The organism is Nostoc sp., from assembly GCF_036918015.1.
Classification (GTDB): domain Bacteria; phylum Cyanobacteriota; class Cyanobacteriia; order Cyanobacteriales; family Nostocaceae; genus Nostoc.
Genome location: NZ_JBALEO010000083.1, coordinates 286,659 through 304,530, shown reverse-complemented (window position 1 = coordinate 304,530; position 17,872 = coordinate 286,659). Strand labels below are relative to the sequence as shown.

The window sequence follows — 17,872 nt, the reverse complement described above, 5'->3', positions numbered from 1 at the left end:
TTCCGAGTTCAAAGGTGCAACTTCCGAGTTCAAAGGTGCAACTTCCGAGTTCAAAGGTGCAACTTCCGAGTTCAAAGGTGCAACTTCCGAGTTCAAAGGTGCAACTTCCGAGTTCAGAGGCTCAACTTCCGAGTTTAAAGAGACTTCCAAATAAAAAAACATCAGTCTTATGGAGCTTTTTTGGCTTCACTTTGTACTTAAAGGTATATTTTCCCTAGTTGGAATTTGTGGTATGAGGTAAATTGCTCCAGATATTAACGTCAAGGCAACAGAGTGCTAATAATTAGGGTAACGATTGGATAAACTGAAAGGAAATGTTTGTAGTCAAAGGCTTTGGCAGTGGTTTTCCTTGTGCTTGGTAATCTTCAATCAAAAGTTCCAGCACTGCCTCACCATTATTAAGAGCATCCGCGTAGGTATTTCCATGAGTGTGTGCATAGGGGCCAAACTCAGGTAGGCTGACAATGTACTTTTTATCTTCCACCGACCACTGAATTACAATACTATATTGCAGTTTCATTCCTGTTCAGTGCTAACTTTTTGCGGCAAAAGATAAATACCCCCAGAGATTAAAGTCAAGGCGACAGAAACCCAAAAGGCAATCAGAGAGGGAGTTTGCCAGACTTCAGGTAGGGGTGCAATCAGAAGTGCGATCGCAACTATTTGACTAACAGTTTTGAGTTTACCCCAAATATTCGCCCCGGTAATTGTCGTTTGATTTACCCGCCAACCTGCGATCGCTAATTCTCGCGCTAAAATCAAAAACACTCCCCAAGCCGGTACTTTTCCTAGTTCAATCAAAACCAGCAACGGCGCAAGTACCAGAAATTTATCCACTAAGGGGTCAAGAAACTTACCTAACTCACTAATTTGGTTGAGTTTCCGCGCTAAATAGCCATCTAACCAATCAGTTAACGCCGCAACGATAAAAATCGCCAAACATATCCATCTAGCTTCGGGTGTGGGATTATATAAACCGTAAAGCAGAAATGGTACACCCAGAAGGCGAGAGAAGGTAATCCAGTTGGGTAAAGTCACGTCGCTTCGCTCCGAATTAAAAATTAAAAATTAATAATGTCCATAAATAAATTTAGTTGCCCTGCTATCAGGAAGAGGCAGAGGGGACAAACTTACTACAACTTCTCTTTGTCTCCCCACTTTCCCCCTAAGCATGGGAAAATCTGTTTTCTGAAGCTCTTTTAAAAGAATACTATGACTGAACACACAGAATTCCGCATCGAACGCGATTCGATGGGCGATCGCCAAATTGCTAGTAGCGTTTATTACGGCATTCAAACGCTACGAGCGATTGAAAACTTCCCCATTAGCGGCATCAAGCCTTTAGCTACTTACGTAGATGCGGGATTGATAATTAAAAAAGCTACAGCAATTGTGAATGGAGAACTAAATTGCATTCCCCAAGATATTAGTCAGGCGATTGTGCAAGCAACTGATGAAATCTTAGCTGGGAAGTTCCGCGATCAATTTGTTGTGGATGTTTATCAGGCGGGTGCTGGAACATCCCACCACATGAATATCAACGAAGTTTTAGCAAATCGCGCCTTAGAAATTCTTGGTGAAGAAAAGGGCAATTACAAACGTGTTAGTCCCAATGACCACGTTAATTATGGGCAGTCTACCAATGATGTGATTCCGACTGCAATTCGGATTGGTGGATTATTGGCATTATCTAAGACATTACACCCAGCAATAGATGGTGCGATCGCATCTTTAGAAAACAAAGCTGTAGAATTTCAAGATATCGTCAAATCTGGCAGAACTCACTTACAAGACGCTGTACCCGTGCGTTTGGGTGAAAATTTTCGGGCTTGGGCGCAAATTCTTACAGAACACCAAAACCGGATTTACACCGCCTCCGGGGATTTGATGGTGCTGGGTTTGGGAGGTAGTGCAGCCGGAACGGGGTTAAATACTCATCCTCTGTATCGCGCCCGTGTGGTAGAAGTTCTCTCAGAATTGATTGATACTCCTTTAGAACCTGCACCCCATCTCATGGCAGCTATGCAGAGTATGGCGCCATTTGTGAATGTTTCCGGTGCTTTACGCAACTTAGCCCAGGATTTAGTCAAAATATCTCACGACTTGCGGCTGATGGATTCGGGGCCAAAAACAGGGTTGAAAGAAATTCAACTGCCGCCAGTGCAACCCGGTTCCTCGATTATGCCAGGGAAATATAACCCAGTGATGGCAGAGATGACATCAATGGTGTGTTTTCAGGTTATGGGTTACGACAGTGCGATCGCTTTAGCCGCACAAGCCGGACAATTAGAATTAAATGTGATGATGCCACTGATTGCCTATGACTTAATTCACAGTATCGAAATTCTTGGCAATACCATCGCCGCACTCACCAAATCTTGCATCCAAGGAATTACAGCTAATAAAGAACGTTGTTTAGCATACGCCGAAGGCAGTTTAGCTTTAGTAACCGCACTAAATACCCACATCGGTTATTTAAATGCCGCAGCTGTCGCCAAAGAATCTTTAGAAACTGGTAAATCTCTCCGCGAAATCGTCCTAGAACGAGGATTGATGAGTGAAACAGACTTAGCCACAGTCTTAAATCTAGAACAAATGAGTGGTATCTTACCGCTTAAAACAGAATAATAGGGGACAGGTTACAGGTTACAGGTTATAGATCAATACGGTTCAGATAAGCCCAAAACCCTCATGTAGAGACGCGATTTATCGCGTCTTCAAAGACCAATTACCTACACCAATAACCCTTAACTGAACCGTATTTGGTTATAGGTTACTATCCTCTATTGCCTGTTCCCTGTTCCCTGTCCCCTATTCCCTATCCCCTATCCCCTATCCCCTACCTATACCATGCAGACTCAAAAACCATCTGTTAGTCTCATTCGGGCTACATCATACGAACGAGAGGCTTTACGAGAATCCTTAGTCACCCTGCTGGAACCTTTTGGAGGAATAGCAGCATTTGTAAAAAAAGGCGATCGCGTTTTACTCAAACCAAATCTACTTACAGGATCGCGTCCTGGTAAAGAGTGTATCACCCGTGCCGAACTAGTTTATGAAGTTGCCCAAATGGTAATTGAGGTTGGCGGTAAGCCATTTTTGGGCGATAGTCCTGCTTTTGGTAGTGCCAAGGGCGTAGCAATAGCAAATGGCTATCTGCCTATTTTAGAAGAACTCAATCTTCCCATCATCGATTTTCACGGTCAGCGTTACCAAACTGTCAGTGATAATTTTAACCATCTGCGGCTATCTAAAGAAGCAATGGAAGCAGACGTAGTGATTAACCTACCGAAAGTGAAATCTCATGCCCAGTTGACATTAACGCTGGGCGTAAAAAACCTGTTTGGTTGTGTCCCCGGCAAAATGAAAGCTTGGTGGCACATGGAAGCAGGAAAAGACGCAAATAGATTTGGTGAAATGTTAGTAGAAACTGCCAGGGCAATTAACCCTAACTTAACCATATTAGATGGCATCATTGGTCATGAAGGTAATGGCCCCAGTAATGGGGAACCTCGCCAACTGGGTATTTTAGCAGCCGCATCAGATATATTTGCCTTAGATCGGGCAATGGTAGAAATCCTCAATGTTCCTCCTGAACAAGTGCCCACAGTTGCAGCTTCTCAAAGGCTAGGAGTTTGTCCAGAACTTGCTGCCATAGAGTTTCCGCATTTAAATCCTGACTTATTAAAAATAGAAGATTGGCGGCTACCAGACAAGCTAATGCCCATTGATTTTGGTATGCCCCGCGTCATTAAGTCTACGTTTAAGCATCTTTACACGCGATTTATCAAGGAACCAATCAGTGTTTATGGAAGGGAGTAGGGGGTGGGGAAGAAGCAGGGCAGCAGGGAAGCAGGGGAGCAGGGGAGAAGTATGCAGTAAGTTTTAGTTTTTCCCTCTGCCCCTCTGCCCCTCTGCCCAATCCTCAATTTAGTGCAAACGTCGTTACAGCAATTTCATTTATTAGCAGAGTAATCTGTAATTACCCTCCGATTGCTTAACCAAACCGCCCTATTATATTTAGTGGCGGTTTTTTTAGCTGATTAATTTGTTATCCAATTTTTCGTCTGAGATTTTAATTTATCCAAAAAGTTGTACGGATTTAGGATGTGGAAATTGAGATTGGGTATTTTGTTCAGATATGAGGAAAGTTTGCTAATAACCCACTAAATGTCTATGCCACCTTCTAAAACTTTTTTTGCTCTACCTTTATATAGATTGACAAAATTGCTGTGATATTACACAGATTGCAAAATTTAACTTATTAAATATTTGTTTAGTGATATCACTGAATCCATTTTGCCTCATACAGTTGATGTATCTGTATTTATTCGGTAGTTATCATTGGTTACAAAAATCATTGCTACTTATTTCTTCTCTGGTGTCAAAGATTTTTGGGTATAACTACTATATAACAACCAAAAGCACGGAGAGATATTCAGTGCAATTGCGGTTTTGTGTCCTGTATCACAAATTAGCAATTCCAGTAAAATGACCTTATCAAAGGCTTTATAGGATGTTATAATCATGAAGTATCGGATAAATATGTTTTGCTAATTAATCTTTAATCAGCGAAAAAATGTAACTTATGATGCTGTCAAAGTTTGCTTTGCGTATGCAACCCGTTACACCATACAGGGAAACACCTGAAAATATTAATTACAAAATAAAACATGATTTGTTTGCTTGTAACTTTGTATTAAGAATTCCATGTATAAAAAGGCTACTATGACAGTTGTATAACTGGTTTAAATTGTAGAATGCTACACATTTTACAGTTTAAAAATAGCTAAAATAGCATTAATACTCTCACTCAGAGAGTCAACCTACACAGTGTTACGAAGAACTTCAATTTTTGTATGAATTCAAATAGTCAGTCTGCCAATGCCGCTACATATTCCCAACGTTTGGCAGACATTGTGGGAACTGCGATCGCTCTGTTGACTCTTACCCTACCCGTATTTGTCATCGCCCACTATTCTTCAACTAATGTTCAAAATAACCAGCAACCTCTGATCCAAAACATACAAGTAAATCAAGATTAATCGAGCTTCCAGTCACATTTCCTCATGAGAAGACCTACAAAAAGCAGAACACTGATTTTGTAGATAATCTCTGTAGATGTGGGTGTAGTTCGTCAAGAATAAGCTAAATCTGGATTGTGTGACTCCAGATTTGAGTTGTGTTAACAAAGTTAGGACAGAAATCTCACTAACAACAATTAAGGGCGGAGGATATCCATAATACCCTCTTGGAAAAAGCGTTGCGAAGTTTGCTCGTAACGCTTTTTCTATTTTTTAGCTAATTCAAGGGAATAGGTTACATCTGAAAGTTTCTTCCCCAGTGCCCTATGCCATAGAACAAATACCTTGGGAAGAGATCCATATTGCCCTAAAATTCTACACGGGGAGCGAAGCTGACTGAGTGCCCCCGTGATTCACTGTTATCAGAGGAGTTTTTTGTGGACTTATCTCGTATTCCTGCCCAACCGAAACCCGGTTTAATCAACGTTTTGATTGAAATTGCTGGCGGAAGTAAAAATAAATACGAATATGACAAGGAACTAGAAGCTTTTGCTCTAGACCGAGTACTTTCTTCCTCAGTACAATATCCCTATGACTACGGCTTTGTACCTAATACTTTGGCCGATGATGGCGATCCCCTAGATGGTATGGTCATAATTGACGAGCCGACCTTTCCCGGCTGTGTTATTGCCGCACGACCAATTGGCTTTTTGGAGATGATTGACGGTGGCGATCGCGATGAAAAAATCCTTTGTGTTCCTGACAAAGATCCGCGCTACACTCAAGTAAAATCCCTGAAAGACGTAGCACCACACCGCTTAGATGAAATTGCTGAATTTTTCCGTAGTTATAAAAATCTGGAAAAAAAGGTGACTGAAATTCTCGGTTGGCAAGATGTGGACAAGGTTGCAGCAATAGTTGAAAAATCCGTCAAAGCTTATAGAGGATAATAGAAAAGTTAGGAGTTAGGAGTTAAGAGTTATAAATTTTTATTCTTAACTCCTCACTTTAATCACTTTCGCTTGTTACGGTTCGCAAAAAACTGCCACCAAACCCAAACCAGAATGCAGCGTACTCTCCTTTTGGCAAAAATTCATAACTGCACCCTTACAGGGGCGAATATCAACTACGTGGGTAGTATCAGCATTGATGAAATGCTTTTGGAAAAAGCTGGTATCTTACCTTATGAGCAGGTGCAAGTAGTTAATAGTGCCAACGGTCAGCGCTTTATTACTTATGCGATCCCCGCTTTAGCTCATTCAGGAATCATTGAGCTAAATGGAGGTGCGGCACGTCTAGGCATTATTGGCGATCGCTTGATTATAATGACTTACGGGCAGTTCACTCCAGAAGAGTTAAAAAGTTACTCTCCTACGGTAGTCATTGTGGACGAAAAAAACAGGTTGTTGGAAGTGCGGCGCTACGATGACCTGCTCACTAAGGTCTAATTTCAAGGAAAATGTCAAATTTTGAGTTGTCGGATTCCCAGAGCTACATACCTGAAAAGTCTGCTACCTTGTCAAGTAGTCCAGCAGGTGAATTTATCGTGCAATTCTGGGGTGTCAGAGGTTTAATTCCCACTCCCAGTAGCAATACCAGTCGTTATGGTGGTAATACCGCTTGTGTAGAAATACATGTAGCTGGGAAACGCTTGATTTTTGATGGCGGTACAGGCTTACGCATATTGGGTAAAACTTGGCAAGAACTGCAACAGCCACTAGAAGCCCATTTATTTTTTACCAACTGCCAATCAAACCGAATTCAAGGATTTCCCTTTTTTGCTCCTGCATTTATTGGGGAAAATTGCTTCCATATTTACGGCACAGCTGCCTCCAATGGAGCCTCAATCAAACAATGTCTGTACGATCAGATGCTCCAGCCACACTTTCCTTACCCTTTACAGGTAATGCAGTCAGAATTGCAGTTTTACAATCTGACTCCAGACAGTGACGTAAAGTTAGATGATGTCACTATTACAACTGCATTAATTAATCAAACTCAGCGGTCAGTTGGCTACCGAGTTACTTGGCAAGAGTATAGTGTTGCCTACGTCACGGATTTGCAGCAGACTGAAGATCAAGTGGAGCGAGAGCGGATTTTAGAGTTTATTAAAGGCGTTGATTTGCTGATTGCCAATGCCACTTACACTCCGCCGACATCTCACAATCATGACTCTGCTGATTTACTCTGGCAAGTTGCAGTGAATGCGGCTCTGAATGCTGGCGTCAAACGGCTAGCTATTTCTCATCATCACCCAGACGATCATGATGATTTTCTCGATCGGGTTCAAGTCGATGTTAAATCTGCTTTTCCTCAAGGAATAATAGCCCATGAAGGTCTAGTATTAGCTGTTGGTAAGTGATTTAGACACGATCAAGTTTCTAAGAGCAGTTGATAGTCTAATTCGATCATGAGTACTCTCGATCAAGTGCGGAAAGATGCTTTGCAACTTTCCTCTGAGCAGCAAGAAATGCTGACCGAGATTCTCCAAAACCGCCACCGCGAAAATCGTCGTGCAGAAATAGCGACGGATGCCCAACAAACGCTAGCTGATTTTTATACAGGTAATATTTCGGCATCAGTCAGCCCAAGATGTTATTTCAGCATTAGGCGGTGTTAGCTAAGACAGATGCTTTAATGATTACGTCAACTCCCATTACTATGCCAAACTTTGATGCTGTCATTAAACGCATAGCTGACAATGGTTTTCCCATCTAGGCTAATTGTGAGATTGTCAATCCTAGACTTATGCCCATACAGTACACAAAGCTTCTGCCTATTCTCTAGATCCCAAACTTCAATTTCGTTAATATTGCCAACGGCAAGCAGTGAGCCATCAGGTGTCATAGCATTATGAGGCATACCCGAATCAGGTTCGCGCTGGCTGATACCAAGTGTATAAAGGAATTCCGTGGTTTGTATATCCCAAATGGCAACGGTCGTTTCTTCACTAGGTTTGTCCCTTTGTGCCACAGCAGCAATGATTTGACCATTTGGGCGAGTTGCAACTGCATCAAGCCAATGCCTACAAACACAATTGGGAAAATGGAGGGAAGAATTTGAAGCTAGAGCATTAAATGTGCTGAGAACTTGCCCATTTTGCCAATCCCAAACTTGAGTTAGGAGATCAAATGCTTGAGCTACCAAAATACTACCATCTGGGCTGGCTAGTAAACAGCGAATTGGAAGATATGCATTTGTAAATAGCAAGGTACGGAGTAATTGTCCCGTTGAGGATTCAATAACATTAATCTCAATCGTGGCATTCGTATCATAAAAAGCTTTGCAGGTGGCTGAAAATAATATTTTTCCATCAGGAGTAAATGCTAAAGCACTGGAATCTCCTTGAAAAGAGAAGACTTCCTCTCCTGTCCAAAAGTCATAGGTTCGGAGATTGCCATACCGATCATTACTGATGATGCTTTTCCAGTCTGGATTTACCAAAGTATTAAAGTGACCATACCGATCTCCATGCAGTTCAAATGAATGGTTGGTATTCCCAGTCGTTAAATCCCAAACCTTGACAATATTTTGAAAACAGCCTACCAGAAGAATTCCATCTGGGCTTAAGTTCAAGCTGTTTAAGTACTCTGAATGAGGTTCATCAAAGGTATAGAGACATGAAAACATAAACAAACTCTAGAAAAGAGTTCAGCGATAATAAATTTTTTAAATTACATATTATATTTGGGTGGAAAAGAAGGTAGAATCGGGAAATCTACCTCATTGGGCTGCTGACGCTAGTAAACAAGGCGGAGCCTCACAGAGGGCATTCCCAGCCAGAGACTGGGAACGAGAGAAAGCTTTTCTAGACTGTCTAATATGCTTAAGTTGACACCAATAACAGATGTGTTCTACGAAGCATTTTGCAACTCAGCTGTGCGTATTGAAAGCTGCTGTGTCTGATTACCTCGTTGCACTTTCACCTGTAATACTTGACCAAGGCGACTGTCTTCCACAACATTCTGCAATTGTTCAGCACTGGTAATAGCTTTACCATCAACTTGCAGAATTACATCCCCGCGCCGGATACCCGCAGATGCAGCTGGAGAATTGGGGACAACTCGCATGACAAAAACACCATTAATTTCTGGTATCTGAATCGGAGAGTTGGGATCGGTGTTATTTTGCTTGGCAAGATCGGGTGTTAAAGTTAGCATTTGCACACCCAAGTAAGGGTGAGCAACTTTGCCATCGCGTTGTAGTTGCGCAGCGATCGCTTTAGCTTTATCAATAGGAATGGCAAACCCAATACCCATTGCATCAGGGCGAATAGCTGTGTTAATGCCAATTACTTCACCTTGACCATTTAACAGGGGCCCGCCAGAATTACCAGGGTTAATGGCAGCGTCTGTCTGAATGAAATCCAAACGTTTGTCACTAATGCCGACTTGGGCGCTGGAACGTTTGAGGGTACTGACAATTCCCAAGGTAACGGTATTATCAAATCCCAAAGGATTACCAACTGCGATCGCCCAGTCTCCTACTTGGACATTGGTGGAAGAACCCAAGGGCGCTACTGGTAAATCGTTACCAGCGTTAATCTTGACTACTGCCAAATCTGTGACTTCATCAATACCTTGAACTTTTCCTTCAAAGGTGCGACCATCTTTGAGTCGGACTGTTACTTTATCAGCCTTATCGACCACATGAGCATTAGTCAAAACTAAGCCGCTCTTGTCAATAATAAAACCTGAGCCTAAACCACGTAACTGCTCAGAAGGCATCTGTTGGGAGAAACCTTCACCAAAAAACCGACGGAAAAAAGGGTCTTCCATAAATGGATCGACCCGACGAGTAATTGTTCGCTCAGTATCAATGCGGACAACTGCTGAACCAACACGATTCACTGCTGCTGTGACAAAGCTAGTGCTACCGATCGCAGCGGTAGCTGGTGATTGCCGTTGAGCAATTAGATTTGAAGTATCTCCAGCAGTTATTGTGGGTGCTGGTTCGGCTTGGGAGGGTAACACCTGCAATGTGCTAACCGCTAGCACAACTCCTAGCGCGATCGCTAAAACATGAGTAGTGAGTTGCCGTAGAGACCGAGATATTTTGGGAAATCGCATAATCACAACCTAATTTATAAGCCTAATTGTTGCTTAGTCGTGACAAATCTATTTACAGTTATTTTTATTTCAGGTTTCGCCTGCTTTTTCCAATACTGGGGTTAGGGCATTTTGCGAACTACCTGTAATCAACTTAATAGAAAATTTAACCCAAAAGCTATTATGGACATTTACCCTTTACAAGTTCGGTTTTTACCCATCAATAAAACTTTTGGATTGCTAACAAGACTAGTCCACTCTCTGTTCTAACTCTAGACGATGGATGAACTAACTTTTGTATAAGATTTCATTCCGATTAGCTGCGCCTAACTGGGGTAAAGAGTTGATGGCTGAATGAGGAGTCAGGTTAACAGGAACGGTGAGAGGTAGTTGTAATTGTTTGACAACACTTTGCAAAAGTTCGTCTTGTCCAGTCCGCAAACCCCAGACATTTGTCCCACGGTTGATAATCGCAAACCAAACCAAACCGCGATCGCGTGTGGGCATAACTCCCGCTAAGGCGCTCACATCCCGGAGAGTACCAGTTTTGATCACAGTCGCCAGGGGAATGTGTCTAGTGTGTAGTGTCCCCCGATGATCGAATCCAGACATGGGAAACAAGTCAGCCAGATTCAGTTGATGGGCAGATGCCTCAGCTTGAATAGCCATAAACATGGCACAAACAGCCCTGGGGGAAATGCGATTTTCCGGGCCCAGTCCAGAACCATTGATTAACTGAATTTCTACTTGTGGAACCCTCGCCAGGTTAGCAGCAGTTGATTGGACTACAGCTGCTCCTCCCACTGAATCTGCTAGCATCTCTGCCATATCGTTATTACTATAAACGTTCATTTCCTTGAGTAGTTGCTTCAAAGGCAATGAGCGATGACGCAGTAACAAAGTTTGTTGAGGGTTTGGTTGCGCCTCAACTTTCACCCCGCCTGCAATGAGAACTTGAGGCTTGGGTGTTCCCTTGGGCATGATTGAGTGTGTATAAATCGCAGGGCGTCCCCAAGTTGCACGATTTAGCGTTTGCTTGAGCATCAGACCGGCTAGCATTGGCTGACGTTGAAAATTCATGGCAAAACTGCCAGTAATAATCAAATTTCCCTTTACTTGCTTGATGCCCATTTTATTGAGAGTATTACCAAGAGCGATCGCTTCTTCCCAAACAAACAAAGGATCGCCACGGCCTGTAACCACTAAATCACCCTGCACAACTCCATTTACCACTGGGCCAGTGACGCTGACCAAAGTATCAAATTGGTAATCTGGCCCCCAAGTTTTCAAAGCAACTAGTGAAGTGGCAATTTTAGTTAGAGAAGCAGCCGGCAGAGGTGTCGTACCTTGGTGATTTGCCATCAGCATCGGCCCCGACTGCATCCAAATTCCCTGACTCTCAGCCAGATTTTGCGCCACCACTTTTGATGTGATGAGCTTTTTCAGATATTCCTGCACCGTAGTCGCCCCAGTTGGATTTGGATCGGGGGCAAGAACCAAGCCAGGGCTACTTTGCCAAGTTAGTGCATCTAAGGCATCTAGAGGTTTGATTTGTACCCCAGCCATTTCCAGCCAAAGCGACACCAAACCTGAACCCAATAATTCCAGCATTTTTTATTCCTCTGTTAGGATCTCAAGCGTTGTTTACTGTGCTAATATACAAGCTTTTTTACAATAATCAGTATTGAGTCATAATAACTGGTGTTTTTCTCATCTGTAAGTAGGGTGAATTATATTGTCTTCGTGGCTTGCTTGGACAATGCCAAAATGCCCATTGCTCATGAAGATAGCCCTATGAAAATAAAAATGCATACTCCCAATACGGTTCGGTTAAGGTTTTTTGATGAAAATTCTAGATCGCTAAAGATGCGATAAATCATCACAAAGACGCGATAAATCGCCGTCTCTAGAAAAGACTGATTATTGTAGAGACGGCGATTCATCGCGTCTCTTGCCTTAACCTACGCGATCGCTGAGGTGATTCTATAATCTTGAAACAAAAAAAGGGAAAGTATTCAAAATACTCCCCCTTTTTTCCCTTATATAAACCAATCAGCATTCAAGTTGCACAATCAGGGCAGATAAGATGTCCACTCCACAAGATATTGAGAAAATTTTAATCTGCAAATTAAATGTGTTTTAGCTTACCTACTTTCTTTCTGGATGCGCTACATCCTCTGGTGAAGGAGTACCCATCCGGTTAATTGTGGCAATCATCTGATACAAGCGCCCCAAATCGCGTTGATTGAAGTATAAAATGAGGCGAGGTAGTCCAACAGTTTCATCTTGTGCTTCTTGAGGTAATGCCTGACTTTTTTCAATTCTTCCTTGAATAATAATGTCGCTAAAATCAGCATTAAGTTGTTCTAAAAGAGCGTCTGATATATCTGTCTTCAGGCGGATGACTAACTTCTCACTTACATAGCGGCTGGAATGATAAACCTGGTAAAAACGGGTGATAGTATCACAAGCCACATCCAGGTTATCTGTCACCGTGTAAAGGCTGGGGTCTTCAGGATTGACAAGACCATTTTGCACTAATTGCTTATCAATATATTCGCTCCAAGAGCGCCAGTAATCACCACCAGGACGATCGATTAAAACTAAAGGTACTGGCCCAAATTTACCAGTTTGGCTTAATGTCATACATTCAAAGGCTTCATCTTGAGTACCAAAGCCTCCCGGAAACAAGGCTACAGCATCACTTTCTTTGAGGAGAAACAGCTTGCGGGTGAAGAAATATTTAAAGTTAATTAGCTTGGGATCGCCCTCTATAAAAGGGTTTGCTTGCTGTTCAAAGGGTAACTGAATGTTTAATCCAAAGGAATTTTCTCGCCCAGCACCTTCATGACCCGCCTGCATAATTCCACCACCACCACCAGTCATCACCATAAATCCTAATTGAGAAACAGCGCGAGCAAACTCAAGGGCCATTTGGTATTCTGGTCTATCTGGCGCTATACGAGCAGAACCAAAAATGGTGACTTTGCGAACGTGTCGGTAATCATAAAAAAGCTGGAAACCGCGCTCCATATCTGCTAATGCAGCGGATAATATTTTCCAATCGAGACGCTCAATTTCGTGATCAGCTAGACGAACAATAGTAGTAAGTGCTTGCTGAATAAATTGCCGATTTTTTAATGTCGGTAAACGAACGATCAATTCAGCGATATCCGCCTGTAAAGACTCTAATGTGTCAAACGACGCAGATGAGGTCATGAGAACTGCTGCAACAATGGCATTATATTTTACGTGAACTACTCACACTCTAGCAAGCGGGAATAGCCCTTTGATGTGCAGTTAGCAAATTAATTCAGAACTGGCAGAACTGGTTTTGAAGCTGGAAATTCTAAAAATCTTTTTGATAAAGCTTGTTGTGATACTTCAACTTTTGAAAACCATAGCAAGTTCTCTCGCTCGACCAATTGACATAACTCTCTCACTGAGGGTAGTTGCTACCACAATATATATCAGGGTTTGTGTAAAATGTTATGACTTACATCTATAGCGTATATCAAAAGAAAATTTTGTATCTTATTGCCAGATTTTTTGGGAATTAATGCCCATAATAAAAGCACTCTAACCCTAATCTAAGAAAGTAAAAAAGCTCTCTAGACCACAATACCGTTCAGTTCAACCTAAAATCCTTGTTAGAGACACGAAATTGGACTGGGCAACTCTTGGAGACGCGATCGCGATCGCCCCGCCATGCTAACATCCCGCTGCGCTAACGCGTCTTCACAAGTCAAAAATCAGTACCAAAAAGCCTTAACCCAAGCGTATTGCTCTAAAGGATTTTTGATCGAAAACTGTCTCAATTACACTTCGACACATTAATGCATAATGTGAGCTATTTGTATAGTGCCTAAATCCTAGTAGAATATTTTCGCAAATCTAAGTAGGAAGATAGATGGAAGTTTCTGGACGCATCAATTACCCACTGAATCCTCCTCCCCCTCTTGAAGATTTTCCCGTCCTTCAAACTGAAAAATATACCCTACGACTGGCTTCAACTGAAGAAGAATTAGAATCAATTTTTCGGTTGCGCTTTGAAGTTTTTAATCTTGAACTAGGCTTAGGATTTTCTGCTTCTAACTTTACCCAGATGGATATAGATAAGTTTGATGCGGTTTGCCATCATTTAATTTTAATCTCCAAACATACAGGTAAAACCATTGGAACTTATCGGATGCAGACCTATGGAATGGCTTCTCAAAGACTAGGCTTTGATGCTACCGATATATTTAATCTTAATGGAATTCCTAATTCTGTGCTTCAGGTATCGGTAGAAGTTGGGCGTGCATGTATAGCTAAAGAATATCGCAATAGTCAGGCACTTTTACTACTCTGGGAAGGGTTGGCAAATTATCTCATCTGGAGTAAAAACCAATATTTCTTTGGTTGTGCATCATTACTCACACAATGTCCTGTGCAAGCTAGTTGCGCTTATGATTATTTTCGGCAGAATAACTTGATGCATCCAAGTATTTTGGTTTACCCAAATTCACAATTTTGCTTAGAACTGACTCAAAATTGTCCAGATTCATCTCATGTTGAGATTCCGAAAATTTTGCAGGCATACTTGAATATTGGAGCTAAAATATGCAGCCTTCCTGCTATTGATCGGCAGTTTAAAACTATTGATTTTTTAACTATATCTAATATTGCAGACTTTGCTAAATGGCGTTATCCAAATCCTCTCGGAAAAACCTTACCATTGAGCATTTTTCATGATTAATGCTACTGTTGCCAGCTTATTTAACGGACGCAAAAAAAAATATCCTTGTCCATTTTCACACTTCAACTTATTCAGAAATGTTAGCTGCTCTTTTGTCTCCACGTATACTTGCAAAAACAATTGGCTTTAAGGGTTTGAATAACTGCATTTGATGCCATAATAAATGGCGTTCTAAACTTTTTGCATCTTTTAAACTTAACTAACCAATATGGACAGCATTGGCGTTAAATGCGGCTACACTTAGTGTATTTTACACTCCATTTATATCTCGGTTTCAAAACCAAATCCAGTTTTGCGGGATTTGATACAACCTTGCCCATGTCTTTTTGTAGTTAATAAAGGAGAGGTGTTGATTGCCAATCTTACCAATCAAATTAAAGTCCGGTTGGCCATGTCTACGACGGGCGTAGCTGCGGCACCTCATCCAGCCCACTTAACTAGATGATTTGAGAAAACTTTTTAGGAAACCCACTTATGCGCCATCTCAAATTTGCTCCGAGTTGGTTGCGATTTTTAACTATCTTCTTATTGACGATGGGTATATTGTTTCGCTTTTCTAATCTTGATGGTAAAGTTTTCTGGCAAGATGAAGTTTATGCCTCATTGCGAATTTCTGGTTACACAATTAATGAAGCTAAACAGCAACTTTTTAATAATCGCGTGATTGGCAAAGAAAGTTTTGCTCAGTTTCAAGGTGCAAATCCAGACAAAAGCTTGAATGACACAATTATGTCTTTGGCAAAACAAGATTCTCAGCATCCACCGTTGTATTACATCATAGCCAGATTGTGGATGGAAATCTTTGGTAATTCGGTGACGGCGATTAGAAGTTTATCAGCCTGCATCAGTTTGCTGGTTTTCCCTTGTGTTTATTGGCTATGCCGAGAATTATTTAATGTGCCATTATCAGTTCCTGGTGTTGCGATGCCTGCGGCGGGCGTAGCCATCGCACTCATGGCTATCTCTCCAATTCACCTAGTATACGCCCAAGAAGCACAAGAATATATTCTTTGGTTAGCCACTATCTTGCTATCCAGTGCATCTCTGCTGCGAGCCATACGGCTAGAAGATGAGCTAGCAAAGGAACGACAAAAACCCGATTTATTCGCTATCTGGAGCATTTATGCAGTCACCTTAGCCATGAGTCTTTATACATTTATTTGGAGTGCGTTTGTCGCAGTTGCTCATGGAATTTATGTGATGATAACTGCCAAATTTAAGTTTACTAAAACTGTGAGAACTTATCTGCTAGCATCACTAGTCGGTTTTTTAGCTTTCATGCCTTGGATAACAGTTGTAATTGGTGAATTTTTTCAATTTTTGATTTCAGCAGATAAAACAACAGTGCAGTCAGATTTAATACCTATCTTTCCATTTTTATTGATGCAGTTAAGCCGGATTTTTTTTGATATAGACCTTAGATCAGAAAATTCTCTAGGCTATTTAATTGCACTAGCTTTTTTAACTTTGGTAGGATATTCAATTTATTTTCTTTGTCAATCAACTAACTATAAAACTTGGTCTTTTATCATCACGTTAATTGTAGTACCAGCATTACCCCTAATACTGCCAGATTTAATTGTTGGGAGTATACGATCGTCTACCGAACCATATTTAATCCCATCTTATTTAGGAATCCAATTAGCTGTTGCCTATCTACTAACTACGCAACTATATAATGGGAGCGGATCGCGTCGGAGCTTTTGGCCCATAATCATGACATTAGTGATTATTTGTGGTTTGATTTCTTCTAAGGTGAGTTCACAGGCAGAAACTTGGTGGAATAAGGGTATGAATTATGGCAATCCCCAAGTTGCCCAAATCATTAATCAGAGTAATCGTCCACTTTTGATTAGTGATGCTTTTAGCAATAATTATGGTAATGTCTTTTCTTTAAGCTATCTTTTGGAACCAAAAGTGCGATTTCTGTTGGTGAACAATCAAAAAATTCCTAAAATTCCTGATGGGTTTACTGATGTATTTTTACTTAATCCTTCAGAGGCTTGGGGCAAAAGCATAGAAAAAAAGTATAAATTAAAGACAGATATTGTTTATAGTGATAATTATTATTCAATCTGGAAATTGGCTAAAAATCGTAATTTACGCCGACGTAATATTTCGCCTAATAATCAATTATCTACCGAGCTATCAACTAGGTAAACAGTTCTTCCATAGCTGACAACTCTTGATAAGTTATTTATTGCACAGATCGGTCTGCTTGAAGTACATAAAGACGGTGAGCGTTGCGGATGGTACTAAGGCGATGAACAATAACGATTCTAGTTACTTGCAATCTAGTTATTCTGATGAATAACCGCTTTATAAAGCTTCTTAGCAGAACAACTTGTTTTTAGGATTATTCAGCAAATACTATTTAGTATATAAAAATTATTTGTTTAGTGTTATTGATACAAATTAATCATGTTTTAAGAAATAATTAATTTAATGTAAGTGCTTGCTTTGAGCTATTAATAGGGGACTTTTGTTTAATAACATCCCCTATTTTTTGCTTTGAAGTCAGCTGTTTAATCTAAGTTCCAGCTAAATTCTTTATCTCTTCTTCTAATTTAGCTTCGGCTCCCTTAACTAAAGTTTCTAATCCTCTCAACAACGCTTTACCCACTTCTGTTTGTGGATTCAATTTTTCCAATTGTGATTCCAAATCCACTAATCCTGCTCCCCCTACTACAGCCACTAGTTCACCATCAGAGAGTTCGGAGATTTCAGCCCACTCTTGTTCGGAATTTTTTCTTATTGGTCGTGTGATTTTCATGTTACTAACTTGTGTAATTTTATAGTGGGTATGTACTAGACACTAAGCTACAGCTCATCAACAGGATAATCAAGGGTTCCTACAAAACATCCTACTAAACCCACCTTTCCTACTTCACTAAACAGGTGATTTTGTAGCTAAATATACAATTTTTTCTTGCAAATTACTACCTCCGCTACTTGGCTAACTCACTCTCTACAATTACAACCCACCACTGTGGAAACTTCGCTAGCAATTTCTTGATAAATATCACAAGTGCCGGCTCATCATTCCAGCACTCGTGCAAGAA

The 17,872-nt window shown here is 41.0% G+C and carries 16 protein-coding genes; 9 read left to right on the top strand and 7 right to left on the bottom strand.

Annotation, left to right across the window (positions count from 1 at the left end; all coding sequences use genetic code 11):
• Window positions 1-283: 283 nt before the first annotated feature.
• Together V7K61_RS25335 and pgsA are read right to left on the bottom strand one after the other, a co-directional pair.
• A complete protein-coding gene (locus V7K61_RS25335) occupies window positions 284-520 on the bottom strand; it encodes a type II toxin-antitoxin system HicB family antitoxin (RefSeq protein WP_335057612.1) in 237 nt (78 codons plus the stop codon).
• Window positions 517-1,038: a CDP-diacylglycerol--glycerol-3-phosphate 3-phosphatidyltransferase gene (gene pgsA, locus V7K61_RS25330; protein ID WP_335057610.1), complete on the bottom strand. Its 522-nt coding sequence runs from the start codon at window positions 1,036-1,038 to the stop codon at window positions 517-519. Before pgsA ends, V7K61_RS25335 begins: the two co-directional genes overlap by 4 nt.
• 174 nt (window positions 1,039-1,212) lie before the next feature.
• On the opposite strand from pgsA, the gene V7K61_RS25325 reads away from it, so the two are divergent.
• From V7K61_RS25325 to V7K61_RS25295, 7 genes are all read left to right on the top strand, one after another.
• Window positions 1,213-2,628 (top strand): aspartate ammonia-lyase, encoded by a 1,416-nt coding sequence (locus V7K61_RS25325; protein WP_335057608.1) that lies wholly within the window; start codon window positions 1,213-1,215, stop codon window positions 2,626-2,628.
• 222 nt (window positions 2,629-2,850) lie between these two features.
• The gene (locus V7K61_RS25320; protein WP_335057606.1) at window positions 2,851-3,822 is read left to right on the top strand and encodes a DUF362 domain-containing protein; all 972 of its coding nucleotides are present in this window, start codon (window positions 2,851-2,853) and stop codon (window positions 3,820-3,822) included.
• 1,037 nt (window positions 3,823-4,859) lie between these two features.
• Complete coding sequence (locus V7K61_RS25315) at window positions 4,860-5,045, top strand: hypothetical protein (protein ID WP_335057604.1); 186 nt, start codon at window positions 4,860-4,862, stop codon at window positions 5,043-5,045.
• Window positions 5,046-5,461: 416 nt separating this feature from the next.
• Window positions 5,462-5,974, top strand: a complete 513-nt coding sequence (locus V7K61_RS25310; RefSeq protein ID WP_335057602.1) for an inorganic diphosphatase — start codon at window positions 5,462-5,464, stop codon at window positions 5,972-5,974.
• A gap of 114 nt (window positions 5,975-6,088) precedes the next feature.
• A complete protein-coding gene (gene panD / locus V7K61_RS25305; RefSeq protein ID WP_335057600.1) occupies window positions 6,089-6,472 on the top strand; it encodes an aspartate 1-decarboxylase in 384 nt (127 codons plus the stop codon).
• Between the two features lie 11 nt (window positions 6,473-6,483).
• The gene (locus V7K61_RS25300) at window positions 6,484-7,386 is read left to right on the top strand and encodes an MBL fold metallo-hydrolase (protein ID WP_335057598.1); all 903 of its coding nucleotides are present in this window, start codon (window positions 6,484-6,486) and stop codon (window positions 7,384-7,386) included.
• A gap of 48 nt (window positions 7,387-7,434) precedes the next feature.
• On the top strand, window positions 7,435-7,644 hold the full coding sequence (locus V7K61_RS25295) for a hypothetical protein (protein ID WP_335057595.1): 210 nt from the start codon (window positions 7,435-7,437) through the stop codon (window positions 7,642-7,644).
• A gap of 26 nt (window positions 7,645-7,670) precedes the next feature.
• Here the strand turns inward: V7K61_RS25295 and V7K61_RS25290 are convergent, their stop codons facing one another.
• The 4 genes from V7K61_RS25290 to V7K61_RS25275 all read right to left on the bottom strand — a co-directional run bounded on the left by V7K61_RS25290 (window position 7,671) and on the right by V7K61_RS25275 (window position 13,291).
• A complete protein-coding gene (locus V7K61_RS25290; RefSeq protein ID WP_335057592.1) occupies window positions 7,671-8,654 on the bottom strand; it encodes a WD40 repeat domain-containing protein in 984 nt (327 codons plus the stop codon).
• Window positions 8,655-8,878: 224 nt separating this feature from the next.
• Entirely contained in the window at window positions 8,879-10,093 is a 1,215-nt protein-coding gene (locus V7K61_RS25285) for an HhoA/HhoB/HtrA family serine endopeptidase (RefSeq protein WP_335057590.1), read from the bottom strand.
• A 267-nt stretch (window positions 10,094-10,360) separates the two neighbouring features.
• Window positions 10,361-11,683: a D-alanyl-D-alanine carboxypeptidase gene (locus V7K61_RS25280; RefSeq protein ID WP_335057588.1), complete on the bottom strand. Its 1,323-nt coding sequence runs from the start codon at window positions 11,681-11,683 to the stop codon at window positions 10,361-10,363.
• Window positions 11,684-12,220: 537 nt separating this feature from the next.
• Window positions 12,221-13,291, bottom strand: coding sequence for an LOG family protein (locus tag V7K61_RS25275; protein WP_335057586.1), 1,071 nt, complete (start codon window positions 13,289-13,291; stop codon window positions 12,221-12,223).
• Between the two features lie 691 nt (window positions 13,292-13,982).
• Between V7K61_RS25275 and V7K61_RS25270 the strand changes: the two genes are divergently transcribed.
• Together V7K61_RS25270 and V7K61_RS25265 are read left to right on the top strand one after the other, a co-directional pair.
• A complete protein-coding gene (locus tag V7K61_RS25270; protein WP_335057584.1) occupies window positions 13,983-14,810 on the top strand; it encodes a GNAT family N-acetyltransferase in 828 nt (275 codons plus the stop codon).
• Between the two features lie 474 nt (window positions 14,811-15,284).
• On the top strand, window positions 15,285-16,970 hold the full coding sequence (locus V7K61_RS25265) for a glycosyltransferase family 39 protein (RefSeq protein ID WP_335057582.1): 1,686 nt from the start codon (window positions 15,285-15,287) through the stop codon (window positions 16,968-16,970).
• 370 nt (window positions 16,971-17,340) lie between these two features.
• On the opposite strand, the gene V7K61_RS25260 is transcribed toward V7K61_RS25265, so the two are convergent.
• Window positions 17,341-17,583 (bottom strand): hypothetical protein, encoded by a 243-nt coding sequence (locus tag V7K61_RS25260; protein ID WP_335057579.1) that lies wholly within the window; start codon window positions 17,581-17,583, stop codon window positions 17,341-17,343.
• Window positions 17,584-17,872 lie beyond the last annotated feature (289 nt).

What these genes read in the sequence shown, in the direction of transcription:
- V7K61_RS25335 (WP_335057612.1), bottom strand. Translation starts at nt 520, where the DNA reads ATGAAACTGCAATATAGTATTGTAATTCAGTGGTCGGTGGAAGATAAA.
- V7K61_RS25325 (WP_335057608.1), top strand. Translation starts at nt 1,213, where the DNA reads ATGACTGAACACACAGAATTCCGCATCGAACGCGATTCGATGGGCGAT.
- V7K61_RS25320 (WP_335057606.1), top strand. Translation starts at nt 2,851, where the DNA reads ATGCAGACTCAAAAACCATCTGTTAGTCTCATTCGGGCTACATCATAC.
- V7K61_RS25315 (WP_335057604.1), top strand. Translation starts at nt 4,860, where the DNA reads ATGAATTCAAATAGTCAGTCTGCCAATGCCGCTACATATTCCCAACGT.
- panD (WP_335057600.1), top strand. Translation starts at nt 6,089, where the DNA reads ATGCAGCGTACTCTCCTTTTGGCAAAAATTCATAACTGCACCCTTACA.
- V7K61_RS25300 (WP_335057598.1), top strand. Translation starts at nt 6,484, where the DNA reads ATGTCAAATTTTGAGTTGTCGGATTCCCAGAGCTACATACCTGAAAAG.
- V7K61_RS25295 (WP_335057595.1), top strand. Translation starts at nt 7,435, where the DNA reads ATGAGTACTCTCGATCAAGTGCGGAAAGATGCTTTGCAACTTTCCTCT.
- V7K61_RS25290 (WP_335057592.1), bottom strand. Translation starts at nt 8,654, where the DNA reads ATGTTTTCATGTCTCTATACCTTTGATGAACCTCATTCAGAGTACTTA.
- V7K61_RS25285 (WP_335057590.1), bottom strand. Translation starts at nt 10,093, where the DNA reads ATGCGATTTCCCAAAATATCTCGGTCTCTACGGCAACTCACTACTCAT.
- V7K61_RS25280 (WP_335057588.1), bottom strand. Translation starts at nt 11,683, where the DNA reads ATGCTGGAATTATTGGGTTCAGGTTTGGTGTCGCTTTGGCTGGAAATG.
- V7K61_RS25275 (WP_335057586.1), bottom strand. Translation starts at nt 13,291, where the DNA reads ATGACCTCATCTGCGTCGTTTGACACATTAGAGTCTTTACAGGCGGAT.
- V7K61_RS25270 (WP_335057584.1), top strand. Translation starts at nt 13,983, where the DNA reads ATGGAAGTTTCTGGACGCATCAATTACCCACTGAATCCTCCTCCCCCT.
- V7K61_RS25265 (WP_335057582.1), top strand. Translation starts at nt 15,285, where the DNA reads ATGCGCCATCTCAAATTTGCTCCGAGTTGGTTGCGATTTTTAACTATC.
- V7K61_RS25260 (WP_335057579.1), bottom strand. Translation starts at nt 17,583, where the DNA reads ATGAAAATCACACGACCAATAAGAAAAAATTCCGAACAAGAGTGGGCT.